Annotated in this window: 17 protein-coding genes; 5 read left to right on the forward strand and 12 right to left on the reverse strand. The window is 72.3% G+C overall.

Features of this window, described 5'->3' with window-relative positions:
- Window positions 1-12: 12 nt before the first annotated feature.
- Window positions 13-3,789: a methionine synthase gene (gene metH, locus J3P41_RS17720; protein WP_307862060.1), complete on the reverse strand. Its 3,777-nt coding sequence runs from the start codon at window positions 3,787-3,789 to the stop codon at window positions 13-15.
- Between the two features lie 171 nt (window positions 3,790-3,960).
- On the opposite strand from metH, the gene J3P41_RS17725 reads away from it, so the two are divergent.
- Entirely contained in the window at window positions 3,961-4,806 is an 846-nt protein-coding gene (locus J3P41_RS17725) for a PAC2 family protein (RefSeq protein ID WP_210651963.1), read from the forward strand.
- A 425-nt stretch (window positions 4,807-5,231) separates the two neighbouring features.
- Here J3P41_RS17725 and mshC read toward each other — a convergent pair whose 3' ends face one another.
- Genes mshC through J3P41_RS17745 form a run of 4 tightly spaced genes read right to left on the reverse strand, consistent with a single transcriptional unit; the run spans window position 5,232 to window position 8,629 of the window.
- On the reverse strand, window positions 5,232-6,470 hold the full coding sequence (mshC, locus tag J3P41_RS17730) for a cysteine--1-D-myo-inosityl 2-amino-2-deoxy-alpha-D-glucopyranoside ligase (RefSeq protein WP_210651972.1): 1,239 nt from the start codon (window positions 6,468-6,470) through the stop codon (window positions 5,232-5,234).
- 36 nt (window positions 6,471-6,506) lie between these two features.
- Window positions 6,507-7,301 (reverse strand): SCO1664 family protein, encoded by a 795-nt coding sequence (locus J3P41_RS17735; RefSeq protein ID WP_307862061.1) that lies wholly within the window; start codon window positions 7,299-7,301, stop codon window positions 6,507-6,509.
- A complete protein-coding gene (locus J3P41_RS17740) occupies window positions 7,291-7,875 on the reverse strand; it encodes a DUF3090 domain-containing protein (RefSeq protein WP_210651975.1) in 585 nt (194 codons plus the stop codon). Before J3P41_RS17740 ends, J3P41_RS17735 begins: the two co-directional genes overlap by 11 nt.
- Before the next feature lie 10 nt (window positions 7,876-7,885).
- Window positions 7,886-8,629 (reverse strand): histidine phosphatase family protein, encoded by a 744-nt coding sequence (locus tag J3P41_RS17745; RefSeq protein ID WP_210651977.1) that lies wholly within the window; start codon window positions 8,627-8,629, stop codon window positions 7,886-7,888.
- A 32-nt stretch (window positions 8,630-8,661) separates the two neighbouring features.
- On the opposite strand from J3P41_RS17745, the gene corA reads away from it, so the two are divergent.
- Window positions 8,662-9,642 (forward strand): magnesium/cobalt transporter CorA, encoded by a 981-nt coding sequence (gene corA / locus J3P41_RS17750; RefSeq protein WP_210651979.1) that lies wholly within the window; start codon window positions 8,662-8,664, stop codon window positions 9,640-9,642.
- Window positions 9,639-10,871, forward strand: a complete 1,233-nt coding sequence (locus tag J3P41_RS17755) for an MFS transporter (protein WP_307862062.1) — start codon at window positions 9,639-9,641, stop codon at window positions 10,869-10,871. The genes corA and J3P41_RS17755 overlap by 4 nt, the downstream gene beginning before the upstream one ends.
- Here J3P41_RS17755 and J3P41_RS17760 read toward each other — a convergent pair.
- Complete coding sequence (locus tag J3P41_RS17760; protein ID WP_210652233.1) at window positions 10,837-11,658, reverse strand: undecaprenyl-diphosphate phosphatase; 822 nt, start codon at window positions 11,656-11,658, stop codon at window positions 10,837-10,839. The genes J3P41_RS17755 and J3P41_RS17760 overlap by 35 nt on opposite strands.
- 67 nt (window positions 11,659-11,725) lie before the next feature.
- Between J3P41_RS17760 and J3P41_RS17765 the strand changes: the two genes are divergently transcribed.
- Window positions 11,726-12,673 carry an aldo/keto reductase gene (locus tag J3P41_RS17765; RefSeq protein WP_210651982.1) on the forward strand — a complete coding sequence of 316 codons (948 nt, stop codon included), beginning with the start codon at window positions 11,726-11,728 and terminating at the stop codon, window positions 12,671-12,673.
- A gap of 23 nt (window positions 12,674-12,696) precedes the next feature.
- The gene (locus J3P41_RS17770; protein WP_210651984.1) at window positions 12,697-12,924 is read left to right on the forward strand and encodes a DUF5703 family protein; all 228 of its coding nucleotides are present in this window, start codon (window positions 12,697-12,699) and stop codon (window positions 12,922-12,924) included.
- Between the two features lie 246 nt (window positions 12,925-13,170).
- Here the strand turns inward: J3P41_RS17770 and J3P41_RS17775 are convergent, their stop codons facing one another.
- The 6 genes from J3P41_RS17775 to J3P41_RS17800 all read right to left on the reverse strand — a co-directional run bounded on the left by J3P41_RS17775 (window position 13,171) and on the right by J3P41_RS17800 (window position 17,824).
- Window positions 13,171-13,584, reverse strand: a complete 414-nt coding sequence (locus J3P41_RS17775) for a hypothetical protein (protein WP_307862064.1) — start codon at window positions 13,582-13,584, stop codon at window positions 13,171-13,173.
- Window positions 13,581-13,967, reverse strand: coding sequence for a hypothetical protein (locus tag J3P41_RS17780; RefSeq protein WP_210651986.1), 387 nt, complete (start codon window positions 13,965-13,967; stop codon window positions 13,581-13,583). Before J3P41_RS17780 ends, J3P41_RS17775 begins: the two co-directional genes overlap by 4 nt.
- Window positions 13,967-14,629 carry a ribulose-phosphate 3-epimerase gene (rpe, locus tag J3P41_RS17785; RefSeq protein WP_210651987.1) on the reverse strand — a complete coding sequence of 221 codons (663 nt, stop codon included), beginning with the start codon at window positions 14,627-14,629 and terminating at the stop codon, window positions 13,967-13,969. The genes J3P41_RS17780 and rpe overlap by 1 nt, the downstream gene beginning before the upstream one ends.
- 9 nt (window positions 14,630-14,638) lie before the next feature.
- Window positions 14,639-15,610, reverse strand: a complete 972-nt coding sequence (locus J3P41_RS17790; RefSeq protein ID WP_210651988.1) for a lipid kinase — start codon at window positions 15,608-15,610, stop codon at window positions 14,639-14,641.
- 68 nt (window positions 15,611-15,678) lie between these two features.
- Window positions 15,679-16,653: a non-homologous end-joining DNA ligase gene (ligD, locus tag J3P41_RS17795; protein ID WP_210651989.1), complete on the reverse strand. Its 975-nt coding sequence runs from the start codon at window positions 16,651-16,653 to the stop codon at window positions 15,679-15,681.
- A gap of 22 nt (window positions 16,654-16,675) precedes the next feature.
- On the reverse strand, window positions 16,676-17,824 hold the full coding sequence (locus J3P41_RS17800; RefSeq protein WP_210651990.1) for a hypothetical protein: 1,149 nt from the start codon (window positions 17,822-17,824) through the stop codon (window positions 16,676-16,678).
- Window positions 17,825-17,861: the final 37 nt, after the last annotated feature.

The following is a 17,861-nucleotide window of genomic DNA, read 5'->3' on the forward strand; positions in this document are numbered from 1 at the left end:
GGGCCTCGGGGGTCAGTCCTCGGGGTCGTAGCCCAGGTTGGGCGAGAGCCACCGCTCGGCCTCGGCCAGGGTCCAGCCCTTGCGCTCGGCGTAGTCGGCGACCTGGTCGCGGGCCAGGCGGCCCACCACGAAGTACTGCGACTGCGGGTGGGAGTAGTAGAAGCCGCTGACCGAGGCCCCCGGCCACATCGCCATCGACTCGGTGAGCGTGATGCCGGTGTGCTCTTCGACGTCGAGCAGCTCCCACAGAGTCTGCTTCTCGGTGTGCTCGGGGCACGCGGGATAGCCCGGCGCCGGGCGGATCCCGTCGTACTGCTCCTTGATCAGGCCTACGTTGTCGAGCTGCTCGTCGGGCGCGTAGCCCCACAGCTCCTTGCGCACCCGCTCGTGCAGCCGCTCCGCGAAGGCCTCGGCGAGGCGGTCGCCCAGCGACTCCAGCAGGATCGCGCTGTAGTCGTCGAGCTCGGCACGGAACGCCGCGACTCGCTCGGAGAGCCCGTCGCCCGCCGTCACGGCGAAGGCGCCCACGTGGTCGGGCAGGCCGGTCTCGCGCGGTGCCACGAAGTCGGCGAGCGAGCGGTTGGGGATGCCGTTGCGGTGCTGCCCCTGCTGGCGCAGCTGGTGGAGGGTGGCGCGCACCTGGCTGCGGTCGCCGTCGACGTACAGCTCGACGTCGTCGCCGACCGAGTTGGCCGGGAAGAACCCGACCACGCCGTGGGCGCGGATCCACTTCTCCTCGATCAGCCGGTCGAGCATCGCCTGCGCGTCGTCGTAGAGCTTGCGCGCCGCCGGGCCGGAGCTGGGGTTGTTCAGGATGTCGGGGAACGCCCCCTTCATCTCCCAGGCGTTGAAGAACGGCTGCCAGTCGATGTAGCGGCGCAGGACCGACAGGTCGTAGTCGCGCAGCACCCGGACGTGCTGGGTCACCGGCGTCTCGACGACGGTCGACACGGCGTGGTCCTGCTGCAGCAGCATGTGCGGCTTGGGCGGGTGGTAGCCCGACCAGTCGATCGGGGTCGCGTTGGCCCGCGCCTGCTCCAGGGTCACCAGCGGCCGGTCGTGCTTGGCCGCGTGGCGTGCGCGCAGGGCCTCGAAGTCGGCCTGCACGTCTGCCAGCAGCCGCTCGCGCTGGTCCGCGTGCAGGAGGGCCGCCGCGGTGGGGACCGATCGGGAGGCGTCCTTGACCCAGACCACCGGGCCGTCGTACTTCTGGTCGATCTTCACCGCGGTGTGGGCGCGCGAGGTCGTCGCCCCGCCGATGAGGAGCGGGATGTCGAGCCCCAAGCGCTGCATCTCGGAGGCGAAGGTGACCATCTCGTCGAGGGAGGGCGTGATGAGGCCGGAGAGGCCGATGATGTCGGCGCCCACCTCGGCGGCGGTGTCCAGGATCTTCTGCGCCGGGACCATCACGCCGAGGTCGATGACCTCGTAGTTGTTGCACTGCAGGACCACGCCGACGATGTTCTTGCCGATGTCGTGGACGTCGCCCTTCACCGTCGCCATGACGATGGTGCCGTTGGTGTCCTTCTGCGCCGCGATCGCCGGGTCCTTGGCCTTCTCGGCCTCGATGTACGGGATGAGGTAGGCCACCGCCTTCTTCATCACGCGCGCGCTCTTGACGACCTGCGGCAGGAACATCTTGCCGGCGCCGAACAGGTCGCCGACGACGTTCATGCCGTCCATCAGCGGCCCCTCGATCACCTCGATGGGCCGGCCGCCCGACGCTTCGATCTCGGCGCGCAACGCCTCGGTGTCTGCCTCGACGTGGGAGTCGATGCCCTTGACCAGGGCGTGGGTGATCCGCTCGCGCAGCGGCAGCTCGCGCCACTCGTCCTGCGCCTGCTCGACCTGGTCCGCTGCCACGTTGAATCGCTCGGCGATCTCGAGGAGCCGCTCGGCGGCGTCGGGACGGCGGTTGAGGACGACGTCCTCGATGCGCTCGCGCAGCTCGGGGTCGACCTCGTCGTAGACGACGAGCGCCCCGGCGTTGACGATGCCCATGTCGAGGCCGGCGCGGATGGCGTGGAACAGGAACACCGCGTGGATCGCCTCGCGGACCGGGTTGTTGCCGCGGAAGGAGAACGAGACGTTGGAGATGCCGCCGCTCACCTTGGCGCCGGGCAGGTTCTGCTTGATCCAGCGGGTGGCCTCGATGAAGTCCTCGCCGTAGGTCGCGTGCTCCTCGATGCCCGTCGCGACCGCGAACACGTTGGGGTCGAAGATGATGTCCTCGGGCGGGAAGCCCACCTCGTCGACGAGGATCCGGTAGGCACGCTCGCAGATCGCCTTGCGCCGCTCGAGGTTGTCGGCCTGGCCGTCCTCGTCGAAGGCCATCACGACCACGGCCGCGCCGTACTTGCGGCACAGGCGGGCGTGCTCGCGGAACGACTCCTCCCCCTCCTTCATGGAGATGGAGTTGACGATCGACTTGCCCTGCACGCACTTGAGGCCGGCCTCGATGACCTCCCACTTGGAGGAGTCGACCATCACCGGCACGCGGCTGATGTCGGGCTCGGCGGCGATGAGCTTGAGGAAGCGGTCCATCGCCGCGACGCCGTCGATCATGCCCTCGTCCATGTTGACGTCGATGACCTGCGCACCGGCCTCGACCTGCTGCGCGGCGACGCTGAGGGCGGTGTCGTAGTCGCCGTCCTTGATGAGCTTGCGGAAGCGCGCCGAGCCGGTGATGTTGGTGCGCTCGCCGACGTTGACGAACAGGCTCTCGTCGGTGATCGTCAGCGGCTCCAGCCCGGAGAGCCGCATCACGGGCGTGGCGGCCGCCGGCTCGCGCCGCGCCTTGCCCTCGACCGCAGTGGCGATCGCGGCGATGTGGTCCGGGGTGGTGCCGCAGCAGCCGCCCACCAGGTTGAGGAACCCGGCGTCGGCGAACTCGGCCAGCACCGCGGCCGTCTGGTCGGGCGTCTCGTCGTACTCGCCGAAGGCGTTGGGCAGGCCGGCGTTGGGGTAGACCGACACGAACGAGTCGGCGAGCCGGGAGAGCTCGGCGACGTACGGGCGCATGTCGCGCGCGCCGAGGGCGCAGTTGAGGCCGACCGCGAGGGGGCGGGCGTGGCGGATCGAGTCCCAGAAGGCCTCGGTCACCTGGCCGGAGAGCGTGCGGCCCGAGGCGTCGGTGATGGTGCCGGAGACGATGACCGGCCAGCGTCGGCCCTGCTCCTCGAAGAGGGTCTCGACGGCGAAGATCGCGGCCTTGGCGTTGAGGGTGTCGAAGATGGTCTCGATCATCAGCAGGTCGGCCCCGCCGTCGACCAGGCCACGGGCCGCGACCAGGTACGCCTCGGCGAGCTGGTCGAAGGAGACGTTGCGGGCGCCGGGGTCGTTGACGTCCGGCGAGATCGAGGCGGTCCGGGTCGTCGGGCCGAGCGCACCGGCCACCCAGCGCGGCCGCTCCTCGGTGGCCACCGCGTCCGCGGCGGCGCGCGCCAGCCGTGCCGACTCCAGGTTCAGCTCGTAGGCGAGGTTCTCGAGGCCGTAGTCGGACAGCGAGATCGCGTTGGCGTTGAAGGTATTGGTCTCGATGATGTCCGCGCCGGCGTTGAGGTAGTCCTCGTGGATGGCCCGGATGAGCTGGGGCTGGGTGAGGGAGAGCAGGTCGTTGTTGCCGACCAGGTCGCTCGGGTGGTCGGCGAACCGCTCGCCGCGGTAGCCCGCCTCGTCGGGTCGGTCGCGCTGGATCGCCGTGCCCATGGCTCCGTCCAGCACCATGATCCGCTCGCTCATGATCGCCGTGAGGGCGTCGGTGGCGTCGGGGCGGTGCTGCGGACTCACAGGGCTCGGCCTTCCTCTGGGGCGCACGCCGTGCGCGGCGTACAGCCAGCCTAGGAACGGGGTCCGGGACGCGGATACGGTTCCCACATGGTGGCACCGCCGCCACGGGCCGCGAAATCACCGCAGCCGTGTCACCGGGTGGCGTTGGGGAATCCGCCCTAGGCTGGGCAGGTGATCGAGTTCGACGACGTGCAGGACCTCGTCTCCCCCGTGGTGATCGCGGCGTTCGAGGGGTGGAACGACGCCGCCGACGCGGCCTCCGGCCTCGTCGACCACCTGATGGACCAGTGGAAGGCCGAGGTGATCGGCGCGATCGATCCCGAAGAGTTCTACGACTTCCAGGTCAACCGGCCCGTCATCGCGACCGACCACAACGGCCACCGCCGCCTCACCTGGCCCACGACCCGCATCGCCGTCGCGCGTCCCGCCGAGCTGGACCGCGACGTGATCCTCGTGCGCGGGATCGAGCCCAACATGAAGTGGCGCCAGTTCTGCGCCGAGCTGCTGGCCGCGTGCGACGACCTCGGCGCCGAGCTCGTGGTGACGCTCGGGGCGCTGCTCGCCGACACGCCGCACACCCGACCGATCCCGGTCACCGGCACCGCGAGCGAGCCCGAGCTCGTCGACCGGCTCGCCCTCGAGCAGTCGACCTACGAGGGGCCGACCGGCATCGTCGGGGTCTTCAACGACGCCTGCACCCAGCTCGACATCCCGGCGGTGTCCTACTGGGCCGCCGTGCCCCACTACGTCGCGCAGCCGCCGTGTCCCAAGGCGACGCTCGCCCTGCTCGGCCAGCTCGAGGAGCTGCTCCAGGCGCCGATGCCGCTGGGCGAGCTGCCCGAGGACGCCAAGGCGTGGGAGCGCGGCGTCGACGAGCTCGCCGCCGAGGACGAGGACGTCGCCGACTACGTCCGCGCCCTCGAGGAGACCCGCGACACCGCCGACCTCCCCGAGGCGAGCGGCGAGGCCATCGCCCGGGAGTTCGAGCGGTACCTCAAGCGCCGCGACACCGACTGAGCGTTCTGGTCGGAGCGGTGGCCTAGCCACATTCCGCGGGTCTCGGATGTGGCTCACGCACCGCTGGTGCGGTCGAGCGGTGGCCCACCCACATCCCGGAACTCGCGGATGTGGCTCACGCACCGCCGGCGCTGGCGGGCGGTGGCTGGCGCCGGCGGGCGGTGGCCCAGCCACATCCCGGAGCTCTCCGATGTGGCTCACGCACCGCTGGTGCGGCGGGCGGTGGCCCAGCCACATCCCGGAGCTCTCAGATGTGGCTCACACACCGCTGACGCGGGCGGCGGTGGCCCACCCACATCCCGGAGCTCGCGGATGTGGCTCACGCACCGCTGGCGCTGGCGGGCGGTGGCCCAGCCACATCCCGGAGCTCTCCGATGTAGCCCACGCACCGCTGGCCCGACCGACGCCCGAGCGCGCGCCGTACGTCAGAGCGACAGGCCGAGGGCCGCGTCGAGCAGCCGGTGGACGGTCGCCGCGGCATCGGGGTCCGACGTGTCGGCGAGCCCGGTGGTGCCGAGGGTCGCCTCGACCCAGTCCTGCACCGCCTGCACGGCCGCGGGCGCGTCGAGGTCGGTGGCCAGCGCCGCGAGGACGCGCTCGACGACGGGGGCGGAGTCGGCCCCCGCGCCCAGCGCGAGCGCACGGCGCCAGGTCGCGAGCGTGTCGACGGCGTCCCACAGCTGGTCGTCGGTCCACTCCCAGTCGCTGCGGTAGTGGTGACGCAGCAGCACGAGCCGGATCGCCATCGGGTCGACCTCGCTGCGGCGCAGCGCGGACACGAAGACGAGGTTTCCCTTGGACTTCGACATCTTCTCGCCGTCGTAGGCGACCATGCCCGCGTGGGCGTACGCACGGGCGAAGGACACGCCCGGCTCGGCGACCTGCGCGTGCCCGGCGCCCATCTCGTGGTGCGGGAACACAAGGTCGCTGCCACCGCCTTGGACGTCGAAGCCCGCGCCGAGGTGCTCCAGCGCGATGGCGGTGCACTCGACGTGCCAGCCGGGCCGGCCGGGGCCGAAGGGGCTCGGCCAGGACGGCTCTCCCTCCCGCTCGCCGCGCCACACGACGCAGTCGAGCGGATCCTTCTTGCCCTCGCGGTCCGGGTCGCCGCCGCGCTCGCCGAAGATCTCGAGCATCCGGTCGCGGTCCCACCCGGACACGTCGCCGAAGGCGTGGTCGGCGGTGACCGAGTAGTAGAGGTCCGTGTCGACCTGGTAGATCGCCCCGGCGGCCTGGAGCCGCTCGATGACGGCCACGGCCAGCGGGATCGACTCGACGGCGCCGACGTAGTGCGCCGGCGGGAGGACGCGCAGCGCCTCCATGTCGTCGCGGAACAGCTGCGTCTCGCGCAGGGCCAGCTCCGCCCAGTCGACACCGACCCTGGTGGCCCGCTCGAGCAGCGGGTCGTCGACGTCGGTGACGTTCTGGACGTAGGTGACCTCGTGGCCGGCGTTGCGCCAGGCGCGGTTGAGCAGGTCGAAGGCGACGTACGTCGCGGCGTGGCCCATGTGGGTGGCGTCGTACGGCGTGATGCCGCACACGTACATGCGCGCGGGCCCCTCGGGACGCGTCTCGACCAGCGCCCCGGTCGCGGTGTCGTGCACCCGCACGGCGGGGCCCGTCACGGGCAGTGAGGGAACCTCGGGAGACGTCCAGGCACGCATGTCGCGCAGCCTATCGGCCGCTCGGCAGCGCTCCGGTCAGAAGGGCGGCCAGGGGATGACGGGGTACGCCGACGAGGCCGGTGCGGGGAACCGTCCCCGGTCGAGGAGCCGCGCGACGCGACGCACGGTGGTGGCCAGCTCGTCCTCGGTCAGCAGGTCGGCGAGCCGGCGACCCAGGTCGCCGTCGAGGGCCGCCGCGAGGCCCCGCAGGCCCTCGGCCTCCTCCTCGTCGAGCGGCTCCTCCACGAAGCCCCACAGCACCGTGCGGAGCTTGTGCTCGACGTGGAAGGTCAGTCCGTGGTCGACGCCGTGCCGGTGACCGTCCGCCATCGGGAGCACGTGACCGCCCTTGCGGTCGGCGTTGTTGACCACGACGTCGAACAGCGCCATCCGGCGCAGTGGCGCAGAGTCCTCGTGCACGAGCGAGACGGGTCGGTCGTGGGCGTCCAGGCCGTCGAAGACGTGGCGGAACCCGGCCGGCACCTCGCCCTCGGCGACGATGTCGACGGGCGCCTGGTCCTCGACCTCGTCGCGCCACAGCTGCACCATGCCGGGGCCGTGCGGTCCGTCGCCGAGGACGGTGGGCGGCACGATGTCCCAGCCCAGCGCCTCGGACACGGCGTACGCACCGACCTCGCGGGCGGCGAGGGTGCCGTCGGGGAAGTCCCACAGCGGCCGCTCGCCCGCGATCGGCTTGTAGACGACGCGTACGCCGCCGAGCTCGCCGACGAAGGTGGCGTTGGAGGCGGGCAGCACCCGGCCGTGGAGGACGAGCTCGCCGGTCGGGAAGCCGCCGGGAGGACCTCCCGGCGAGCTGGTGTCAGGGATCACGGCGCCGGAAGCCGTTGGCGCGCACGCAGAGGTGGCCGTCCGGGTCGATCGGCTCCCCGCAGAACGGGCAGTCCGGGCGGCCCGCACCGATGACGGTGCGGGCGCGCTCGACGAAGGAACGCGCCGCGGCGGCGGTGATCCGGACCAGGAAGATCTCCTCGGGCTCCGGCTCGAGCAGGTCCTCCAGGTCCTCCTGGAGCTGCTCCGGCGAGACGACCGCCGCCTCGGTCCACGGGAAGACCTCGATGACCACGCGCTCCTCGGCGGCGTCCCAGGACAGCGTCATGGTGCCGGCGCGGAACTCCTCCTCGATCGGCTGGTCCAGCGGCTGGCCGTCGACGAGGTCGCGGGGCGCGATGGCCGGGATCACGACCTCGTCGCTCGAGGCGTCCATGAGCTCGTCGAGCAGCTCGTCGATGCGCTCGGCGAGCGCCTGTACCTGCTGCTTCTCCAGCGAGACGCTGACCAGCCGGGTGCCCTCGCGCGCCTGGAGGAAGAAGGTGCGCTGGCCGGGCTCGCCGACGGTGCCGGCGACGAATCGATCGGGCGGGTCGAAGCGGTGCACGACGGGCATGTCACTCACCCTAGGGCGTGGCTGTCTGCGGGTCGGTCCCGGTCCCGGGCCCCGCTCCCCCGCCGACCTCGGCATCGGCGCGGGTCGGGCGCGAGCTGCGCCGTCGCGACCTCCTGAGCGGCGTCAGCCACGCGAGGTCGCCACCGTGGGTGTTGGTCCCGACGACGTACGGACGGGACTCGGTGTAGCGCACGATCGAGACCGACGCGGGGTCGACGTGGATGCGCTGGAAGAGGTCGAGGTGGGTGCCGAGCGCGTCGGCGAGCACCGACTTGATGACGTCGCCGTGGCTGACCGCCAGCCACACCGCGTCGTCGCCGTGCTCGGCCGCGACCCGGGCGTCGTGGCGCCGGACCGCCGCGACCGCCCGGTCCTGCATCCCCCGCATGGACTCACCGCCGGGAAAGGTGACCGCCGAGGGCTGTGCCTGAACGGTCCTCCACAGCTTCTCGCGCGCCAGCTCCTTGAGCTGGCGGCCCTGCCACTCGCCGTAGTCGCACTCGGACAGCTGCTTGTCGGTGCTCGCCCGCAGCGGCGTCGACTGGCGGCGCAGGATCTCCCGGGCGGTCTCGCGGCACCGCTCGAGCGGGCTGGTCACGGCCGCGGCGAGGCGTACGCCGGCCAGCCGCTCCCCGACCGCGGCGGCCTGCTGCACGCCGGCGTCGTCGAGGTGGACGCCCGGCAGCCGCCCGGCCAGGACACCGGTGGCGTTGGCCGTCGAGCGGCCGTGTCGGACGAGGATGACGGTGGGCACGTCGAGACACTAGTGCGACTAGCCTGAGCGCCGTGATCGTCGACAACGCGCTCTACCGCCAGGGCAGGCGGGTCCCGGTCGGCGAGGGCCACGACCAGAGCCTGGGCAGCGCACGGGTGCCGTGCGACGCGGGCGACTTCCAGTGGATCGGCGTCCACGACCCCAGCCCTGACGAGCTGCGCCTGATCGCCGAGACCTTCGGGCTGCACCCGCTCGCGGTCGAGGACGCCGGCGACTCCCACCAGCGGCCCAAGCTCGAGCACTACGGCGACACGTTGTTCCTCGTCCTGAAGACCCTCTGGTACGTCGACGAGGAGGACGCCGTCGAGACCGGTGAGATCAACATGTTCGTCGGGCGCGACTTCGTCGTGACCGTCCGGCACGGCGAGGGGATCGACCTCGCCGACTCCCGGCGCGACCTCGAGCACCGCGCCCAGGTGCTGGAGCACGGTCCGATGGCCGTGCTCTACGCGGTGTGCGACCGCGTCGTCGACGAGTACGAGCGGGTGGGGGCAGCGCTGGAGGTCGACGTCGACGAGGTGGAGGAGTCGGTCTTCTCCCCCGCTCGCACCGACGACTCGTCGCGGATCTACGTGCTCAAGCGCGAGATCGCCGAGGTCCGCCGGGCCGTCATGCCGCTGCGCGAGCCGATGCGGCGGTTCGCGACGCCCGGCGGCGAGCTGACCAGCGACCGCACCGCCACGTACTTCCGCGACGTCGCCGACCACCTGCAGCGCGTCTCCGAGGTCGTCGACAACCTCGACACGCTGCTCTCGACGGCCTTCGACGCGCACCTGGCCAGGATCTCGGTCCAGCAGAACGAGGACATGCGCAAGATCTCCGCGGGCGCCGCGCTGGTCGTCGTGCCGACCTTGATCGCCGGCATCTACGGCATGAACTTCGACCACATGCCCGAGCTGCACTGGACCTACGGCTACCCCTTCGCCCTGGCGCTCATGGTGGGCGTGTCCGTCGGGCTCTTCGCCTGGTTCAAGAAGTCCGGGTGGTTGTGAGCGCCCCTGCCGGGGCGCCGACCGCCTGGCGGGTGGTGTGGTGGTTCGGCTTCGTCAGCCTCGCCGCCGACATGGTCTACGAGGGCGCGCGCTCGGTGCACGGCCCGGTGCTCGCCGCTCTCGGGGCCTCGGCGGTGGTCGTCGGCCTGGTGACCGGCGCGGGCGAGGCCGTCGCGCTCGTCCTGCGGCTGGCGTTCGGACCGATCGCGGACCGCACCGGCCGCTACTGGTCCCTGACGATCCTCGGCTACGGCCTGACCGCGGTCTGCGTGCCGCTGCTCGCCCTGGCGCCGAGGCTGGGTGCCGCCGGGCTGGCGTTCGCCGCCACCCTGATCCTGCTCGAGCGGCTCGGGAAGGCCGTCCGGTCGCCGTCGAAGTCCGCGCTGCTGGCGCACGCGGCGGCGGCGGTCGGCCGCGGTCGGGGCTTCGGGGTGCACAAGGCGCTGGACCAGGTGGGCGCCCTCGCCGGTCCCCTGGTGGTCGCCGGCGCCGTCGCCGTCGCCTCGCTCTGGGCGGGACTGGCGGTCCTGGCGGTGCCGGGCGCCGTCGCGATGGTGCTGCTGCTCGCCCTCCGTCGGCGTGTGCCGGACCCGAGCGCGTACGACGCGTCCCCGCCGGCCGCCGCCGACGCGGAGCGCCGCGGCTGGTGGGCCGAGGCGGTCGGTGCCGGGCTCTCCGGCGACTTCTTCCGCTACGCCGTCGCGGCGTCGCTGACGACGGGCGGGCTCGTCACCTTCGGCATCATCGGCTACCACGTGACGGTCGACGGTGTGCTGCCCGTGGCGGCCGTGCCCATCCTGTACGCCGCTTCGATGGCCGTCGAGGCGGTCGCCGCCGTGGTCGTGGGCTCGGTCTACGACCGTGCCGGCACCCGCGTGCTCCTCGTCGTGCCGGTGCTCGTGGCCCTCGTCCCGGCCCTCGCCCTTGGCTCGACGCTCGCGGCCGTCCTGGCCGGAGTGGTGGCATGGGGCTTCGCGCAGGGCGTCCAGGACTCCACCGTCAAGGCCGTGGTCGCCGACCTCGTCGAGGCACCGCGGCGGGCCACGGCGTACGGCGTCTTCGCCGGCGTCCAGGGACTGCTGGCGGTGCTCGGCGGCGTGGGCGCCGGGTGGCTCTACGAGCGCTCGTTGCTGGTCCTGGTCGTGGTGGTGGCTCTCACCCAGGCGGTGGCGCTGGCGCTGCTGGTCGACACGTTCAGGCGCTCAGCACGCCCGCGCCGAGCAGGATGAGCGTGCCCGCGCCGAGCAGGATGCGGTAGACGACGAACGGCGTGTAGGACCGGGTGCTGACGTAGCGCAGCAGCCAGGCGATGGCGGCGTACCCGACGACGAAGGACACCACGGTCGCGGTGATGGTGGGGCCCCAGCCGAAGTCGTTGTGACCGTGCGGGATCTCCTTGAGCTCGAAGAGCCCGGCCCCGACGACCGCGGGGATCGCCAGCAGGAACGCGAACCGGGTGGCGGCCTCCCGCTCGAAGCCGAGGAAGCGGCCCATCGAGATCGTGGCGCCCGAGCGCGAGACGCCCGGGATCAGGGCCATCGCCTGGGCGGCGCCCATCAACAGGGCATCCTTGAGGGTGATCGCGGAGAGTGCGCGGTCGGTCCTGCCGATGCGGTCGGCGACGCCGAGCACGACGCCGAGCACGATCAGCGTGCAGCCGATGATCCACAGGTTGCGGAAGTCGCGCTCGATGAGGTCCTTGAGCAGCACGCCGAGCACGACGATCGGCAGCGAGCCGACGATGATGAACCAGCCCATCCGCGCATCCGGCGTGCCGCGGTGCTCCGGCCCGAACAGCGAGCGCACCCAGGCGGTGCCGATGCGCCAGATGTCGTGACGGAAGTAGATCAGGACGGCGAGCTCGGTGCCGATCTGGATCACGGCGGTGAAGGCGGCGCCGGGATCGCCCCAGCCGAAGAGCTCGGGGAAGATCCGCAGGTGGGCGCTGCTGGAGATCGGCAGGAACTCCGTCAGTCCCTGGATGATGCCGAGGACGACGGCCTTGAGGAGATCGATCACGGGGCAGGAGCCTACGGGCGAGTCCGTGCTCGTCCGCGCAGGACCCGTGGCTACCCTCACCTCCATGCAGCAGCGTTCCCTCGGTGCCACCGGGCTCAAGGTCTCCCGCCTGGGGCTCGGCACCATGACCTGGGGCCGGGACACCGACGAGCACGAGGCGCGCGACCAGCTGATCGCCTTCGCCGAGGCCGGCGGCACCCTCCTCGACACGGCGGCGGGCTACGGCGACGGCGCGAGCGAGGAGCTCATCGGCACGCTCGTCGGCGACGTCGTCGCCCGCGACGAGGTGGTCCTGGCCACCAAGGCGGGCATCTCCCGGCGTACGGGCGAGCGCGTCACCGACACCTCCCGCGGCACGCTGCTGACCACGCTCGACGCGTCGCTGAAGCGGCTCGGCGTCGACCACGTCGACCTGTGGCAGGTGCACGTGTGGACCGACGAGACGCCGGTGGAGGAGACGCTGTCGGCGCTGGACCTCGCGGTGACCTCCGGCCGGGCCTCCTACGTCGGCATCTCGAACTACACCGGCTGGCAGACCGCCCAGGCCGCCACGTGGCAGCGCGCGGCCGCGGGGCGCATCCCCCTCGCCTCGACCCAGGTGGAGTACTCCCTGCTCAACCGCCAGGTCGAGCACGAGGTCGTGCCCGCGGCGCAGGCACTGGGACTCGGCGTCCTGCCGTGGTCCCCGCTGGGCCGGGGCGTGCTCACCGGGAAGTACCGCACCGGTACGCCGTCGGGCTCGCGCGGGGCGAGCGAGCACTTCGCCCGCTTCGTGTCCGCCTACCTCGACGACCGTGCCCGTGGCATCGTTGAGGCCGTGGCGCGGGCCGCGGACGGTTTGGGCTGGTCGCCCCTCGAGGTGGCGCTGGTGTGGGTGCGCGACCGGCCCGGCGTGAGCGCCCCCATCGTGGGCGCCCGCACCGCCGCCCAGCTCGAGGGCGCCCTCGGCGTCGAGGAGCTGGCCCTGCCCGCCGAGATCGTCGAGGCGCTCGACGACGTCTCCACGGACTGAACCGACCGAGCGAGGAGGAACGCATGGCCAGGACGCAGCGCCGTCCCCCGGGGCGGGGTGTGGAGTGGGAGTTCGAGACGCTCGTGCTCCCCAAGGACTTCTCCCGCAACGTGGTCACCCGGATGCTGGTCGAGCGCGCCGAGCACGGCGGCTGGGAGCTCGACCGGCTCCGCATCGGCAACGACGGCAAGCGCCGCGTCGTCCTGCGCCGCAAGATCATCCGGCAGCGGCTGACGCTGTTCGCCGGCTGATCCGGCGGGGCGGGGCGGGGGTGTGGGGATCCCCGGCTAGCTGTGGATCCCTGCAGGACCGTGTGGGAATCCCCGGCTAGCCGGGGATCCCTGCAGGATCGTGGAAGTTCCGTGCCACCTGGTGACTCGGATCCTCCACGATGCTGGTCCCGAACCCGACAGGCCGGGACGTGCTCCCGATCGACCGGATCACGACGAGGCGATCCAGCAGCCGCCCGACGGCGGGTCGAAGGCCGTCGTACGGGGCTAGTCCGCGAGCCCGCGCGCGTCGAGCCACGCCCGGCGGCGGCGGGCCGAGGCCTGGGCGAGCCAGGCTTCCTGCACGATCTCGACGAGCTCGTCGCGGGCCATCTCGCCGATCCGGGACGCGCGCAGCAGCACCGATGCGTGGCCGTCGAAGTGCGGCGTGGTGAAGAACGGCAGGCGCTCGTCCTGCAGCAGGGCCTGCTTGTCGCCCTCGGACGCCACCCAGATGACGATGACGTCGTCGTAGCGCTCGCCGGTGTCCGGGTCGACGGCATCGGGCCGGGGCGTGCGGAAGAAGACGAACGACTTGCCGCCGACCTGGTAGACGGGGTTCCGCTCCGGACGGAGGACGCTCACGTGCGGCATCGCGCGCGCGGTGGTGTGGATGTCGTCGACCGTGGCCCGAGGACTCACGTCGGCTCCGTACCGGGCGGGTACGCGCGCCATTCACCCTGAACGCCCGGGTGCTGGCGCGGTTGGTCCTCGGCCTCGAAGCGAACCGGCGAGACGGTCGTCCTGCTCGGGTGAAGCGTGTAGTCGTCGTAGACGAGGAAGGAGTGACCGTCCATCTGCGCGCGCTTGATCGATAGCAGCAGCTCAGCGGCCGCACTCACGAACGAGCCGTGCGGGATCCCGACCAGCTCACTCCAGTCCCTCTCGCTCATCATGATCTCGATGTCGTGCTTCTCCACCTGGAGCCGCAGCCGACCCGGCGTGCCGGCGTCGACCTGCCCCAGCGTGTCCAGCAGCGCGAGCAGGCGCTCCCACAGTCGGTCGTAGCGGTGTTCCAACCGCATCAGACGCGCGCCTTCTCGGCCTTCTCGCGCAGCGCGGACACCATCGCGTCCGGGTCGTCGGCGGAGTACACCGCGGATCCGGCCACGAACACGTCGGCCCCGGCCTCGGCACAGCGCTCGATCGTCTCGAGGGAGATGCCGCCGTCCACCTGCAGCCACGTCTCCACGCCGTGCTTGCGCATCAGCTCACGGGCCGTGCGGATCTTCGGCAGGCACAGGTCGAGGAACTTCTGGCCGCCGAAGCCGGGCTCGACGGTCATCAGCAGGACCATGTCCAGCTCGGGCAGCAGCGCCTCGTAGGGCTCGATGGGGGTGGCCGGCTTGAGGGCCATCGACGCCCGCGCGCCCTGGGCCCGGATCTCCCGGGCCAGCCGGACCGGTGCGCGGGCCGCCTCGGCGTGGAAGGTCACCGACCCGCAACCCGCCTCGGCGTACGCCGGCGCCCACCGGTCGGCGTCCTCGATCATCAGGTGCGCGTCGAGCGGCTGGGAGGCGTGCCGGGCGAGCGCCTCGACGACCGGAAGCCCGAGGGTCAGGTTGGGCACGAAGTGGTTGTCCATCACGTCGACGTGGACCCAGTCCGCGCTGGGGATCCGCGCCACCTCGTCAGCGAGGCGCGAGAGGTCGGCGTTGAGGATGCTCGGCGTGATCTGGATACCCACGCCCCGATCCTAGGGACTGACGCGACCGTCCATCCGCGCGGCGCGGCTGTCGGCCGGTACGACGACGTGGAGGGCGTTGCGGTCCACCTCGAACGTCGCCGGCGTGGTGGCGGCGATCTCGCCGTCGAGGTTGACCTCCATCGGCTCGTCGGTGACCAGGCGCAACCTCCGCGTCGTGAGGTGGTGGACCCGGTCGTGGTCGACGAGGTGACCGGTGCGCAGCAGCCGGGCGACCGAGACGTGGTCGCGGTGACGCCCCTGCTCGACGGCGTAGACGTCGAGCAGGTGATCGTCGATCGACGCGCCCGGCGAGACGGTGAGGCCGCCGCCGTAGTGGCGGCCGTTGCCGACGGCGACCTGCATGAGGTCCTCGAGCTCGAGGACGGTCCCGTCGCTCAGCTCGATGCGCGCGGCGAAGGGCCGATGCCGGGAGTACGCCGCCAAGGTCGCCGCGGGGTAGGCGAACCGGCCGAGGCGGCGCTTCAGGCCGGGCGTCAGACGCCGCGTGACCGCGACCGAAAGGCCCAGCGAGGCGACGTTGAGGTAGGCGCGGCCATCGACGCGGCCCAGGTCCACGTCGACCACGGGGCCGCGCAGCACGGTGTCGACGGCCGCGTCGAGGGACGCCGGGATCTGCAGCGTGCGCGCGAAGTCGTTGGCGGTGCCCAGCGGCAGCACCCCGAGCGCGGTGCCCGTGTGGGCCACGCGGTCCGCCGCCGCTCCGATCGTCCCGTCCCCGCCGCCAACCACGAGCAGGTTCGGCTCGCTGACCAGTGCGTCGTCCAGTGCGCCCGCGAGCCCCGCGCCGCCGTGGGCCGGGTGCACGTCGACCTGCCGCGCGGCGCGTTGCAGGGCGGCCACGACGTACGGAAGGGCGCGGGCGCCGGTGCGCGAGGCGGTGTTGACGACGACGGCGATCCGGTCGGTGCGCCGGCTCGAGGGGTCCGTGGGCTCCGCGGGCTGGGTGGGCGTGGGCGGCATGACCCCACGGTAGGTGCGTGGGGTGAGAGGACGATGAGCCCGACCTGTGCTCGTGCTGTGAGCGCGCGCTACCCCTGGTCGTCCTCCGGCGGCACCGCGGCACCGTCCGCCTCATCGCGCTCGGCCCACTCCAGCAGCGGCGCGATGTCGAAGGGGTGGGCGTCGATGTCGGCGTGGAGGTCGCCGATCTCGGCGTACCGCTGCGGCATCGTGAACATCGTGAAGTCGTCCGGCTCGCACGCGTCGACCTCGTCCCACCTGACCGGCGCGGAGACGCGGGCGCTGGGCACCCCGCGCACCGAGTAGGCGGCTGCGATGGTGTGGTCGCGGGCGTTCTGGTTGTAGTCGACGAACAGCTGCGCGGGGTCGCGGTCCTTGCGCCACCACGCGGTGGTCACGTCTCCCCCGGCCCGGCGCTCCACCTCGCGCGCGAACGCCAGCGCGGCGCGGCGTACGTCCTGGAACCCGTGATCGGGCGGGATCCGGACGTAGACGTGGAGCCCGGAGCCTCCGCTGGTCTTGGGGAAGCCGACCGCGCCGAGCTCGTCGAGGACCTCACGGGTCACGCGGGCCACGCGCTGCACGGTCGCCCAGTCGCACTCGGGGCCGGGGTCGAGGTCGATGCGCCACTCGTCGGGCTTCTCGGTGTCGTCGCGGCGGCTGTTCCACGGGTGGAACTCGACCGTCGACATCTGCACGGCCCAGATGACGCTGCCCAGCTCGGTCACGCAGAGCTCGTCGGCGGTGCGCTTCCACCGCGGGAAGAACAGTTGGACGGTCTCCACCCACTCCGGGGCCCCGGCGGGCAGGCGTTTCTGGTGCACCTTCTCGCCCGCCAGACCCTTCGGGAAGCGGTGCAGCATGCAGGGTCGCTCGAAGAGCGCGTTGACGATCCCGTCGCCGACGGCGAGGTAGTACTCGACGAGGTCGAGCTTGGTCGCCCCGGGACGTCCCTGACCGGTCGAGGGGAAGTACACGCGGTCGGGGTTGGTCACCTTGACGACGCGGTCCTCGACCTCGATCTCGATGAAGGGCGATGCCACGAGGCGACCCTCGCGGCGCCGGTCAGCGCTTCACGGGACCGGAGCCCTGCTGTCCCTTCGCGTCCCCGGAGGCTTTCTGCCCCGGCGCCTTGTCCCCGGGCGCGTTCTGCTCGGGCGCGTTCTGCTCGGGCGCGTTCTGCTCGGGCGCGTTCTGCTCGGGCGCGTTGTCCCCGGGCGCGTTGTCCCCGGGCGCGTTGTCCCCGGGCGCGTTCTGCTCGGGCGCGTTCTGCTCGGGCGCGTTCTGCGCCGGCGCTTGCTCGGCGACCGTGACGGTCACCGGCTCCGACCAGCCCTGGTCGGCGTACTGGCTCTCGGGCCGGTGCCAACGGAACTCGGTGGTCCTCGTGACGGGTACGACGGCGCGGGCGAGGCCGTCCCGGTCGGCCAGGACGGTCCCGCCGACCGGAGCCCAGGCACCACCCGGGGCGCGCGACTCGAGCACCAGCGGGTCGCCGGTGACCCGGCCGGCGGCGTCGGAGACCTTGCCCGTGACGGTCACCTGGTCGCCCGCGGCGGCCTGCTGGCGGTCGACGGAGGCGACCGTGCTCAGAGCGATGCCCTCGAAGTCGAACGTCGAGCCCGAGGCGCGCACCGCGTCGAGGTTGAAGGGCTGGCCGTCGCAGCCGAAGCCGGTCACCACGAAGCCCTCGCCGTCGCCGTGCTCGGCAGCGAACGCGGCGGGAGTGGCCGAGCCGGCCCGAGCGACCGGGGCGCGGGTGGCCAGGTCGACCAGGGACCAGTCGTAGGTCGAGGACGCCGCGGACACCTGCGTCCAGGAACCGGCTGGTGCGCTCAGGCTCGCGCGGCCGGCCCACGCCGTGCCGGGCGGGTTGGACGGCGTGACGGCCATGATGAGCGAGACACCCTGGCTGCCGCCGGTCGCGGCGACCGACAGCGAGGAGTCGACGCCGGCGAGCGAGTCGAAGCGGGCATAGGGCCCCGAGGCGGTGCCGCTCCCGGACGGGACGAGACCCAGCGAGCGCCGGCCGAGGGGCGCCGTGTAGGGGCCGAGGTTGAGGCGCGACTGCGGTGCGCTGCCCGCGTCGAAGAGTCCGTCGCAGCTGACGTAGGTCAAGAAGACATCGGCGTCGCCCGTGGCCGGGCCGGTGACGGTGCGCGCTTCCTGCGCCTGCGCCGGGCTCGCGCCCAGTGCCGCCAGCATCGTCGTCACTGCCAAGACCATCGTGGTGTTGCGCCGCATCCGTCCC

This window comes from Nocardioides sp. SYSU D00065, assembly GCF_017916425.1.
GTDB lineage: Bacteria > Actinomycetota > Actinomycetes > Propionibacteriales > Nocardioidaceae > Nocardioides.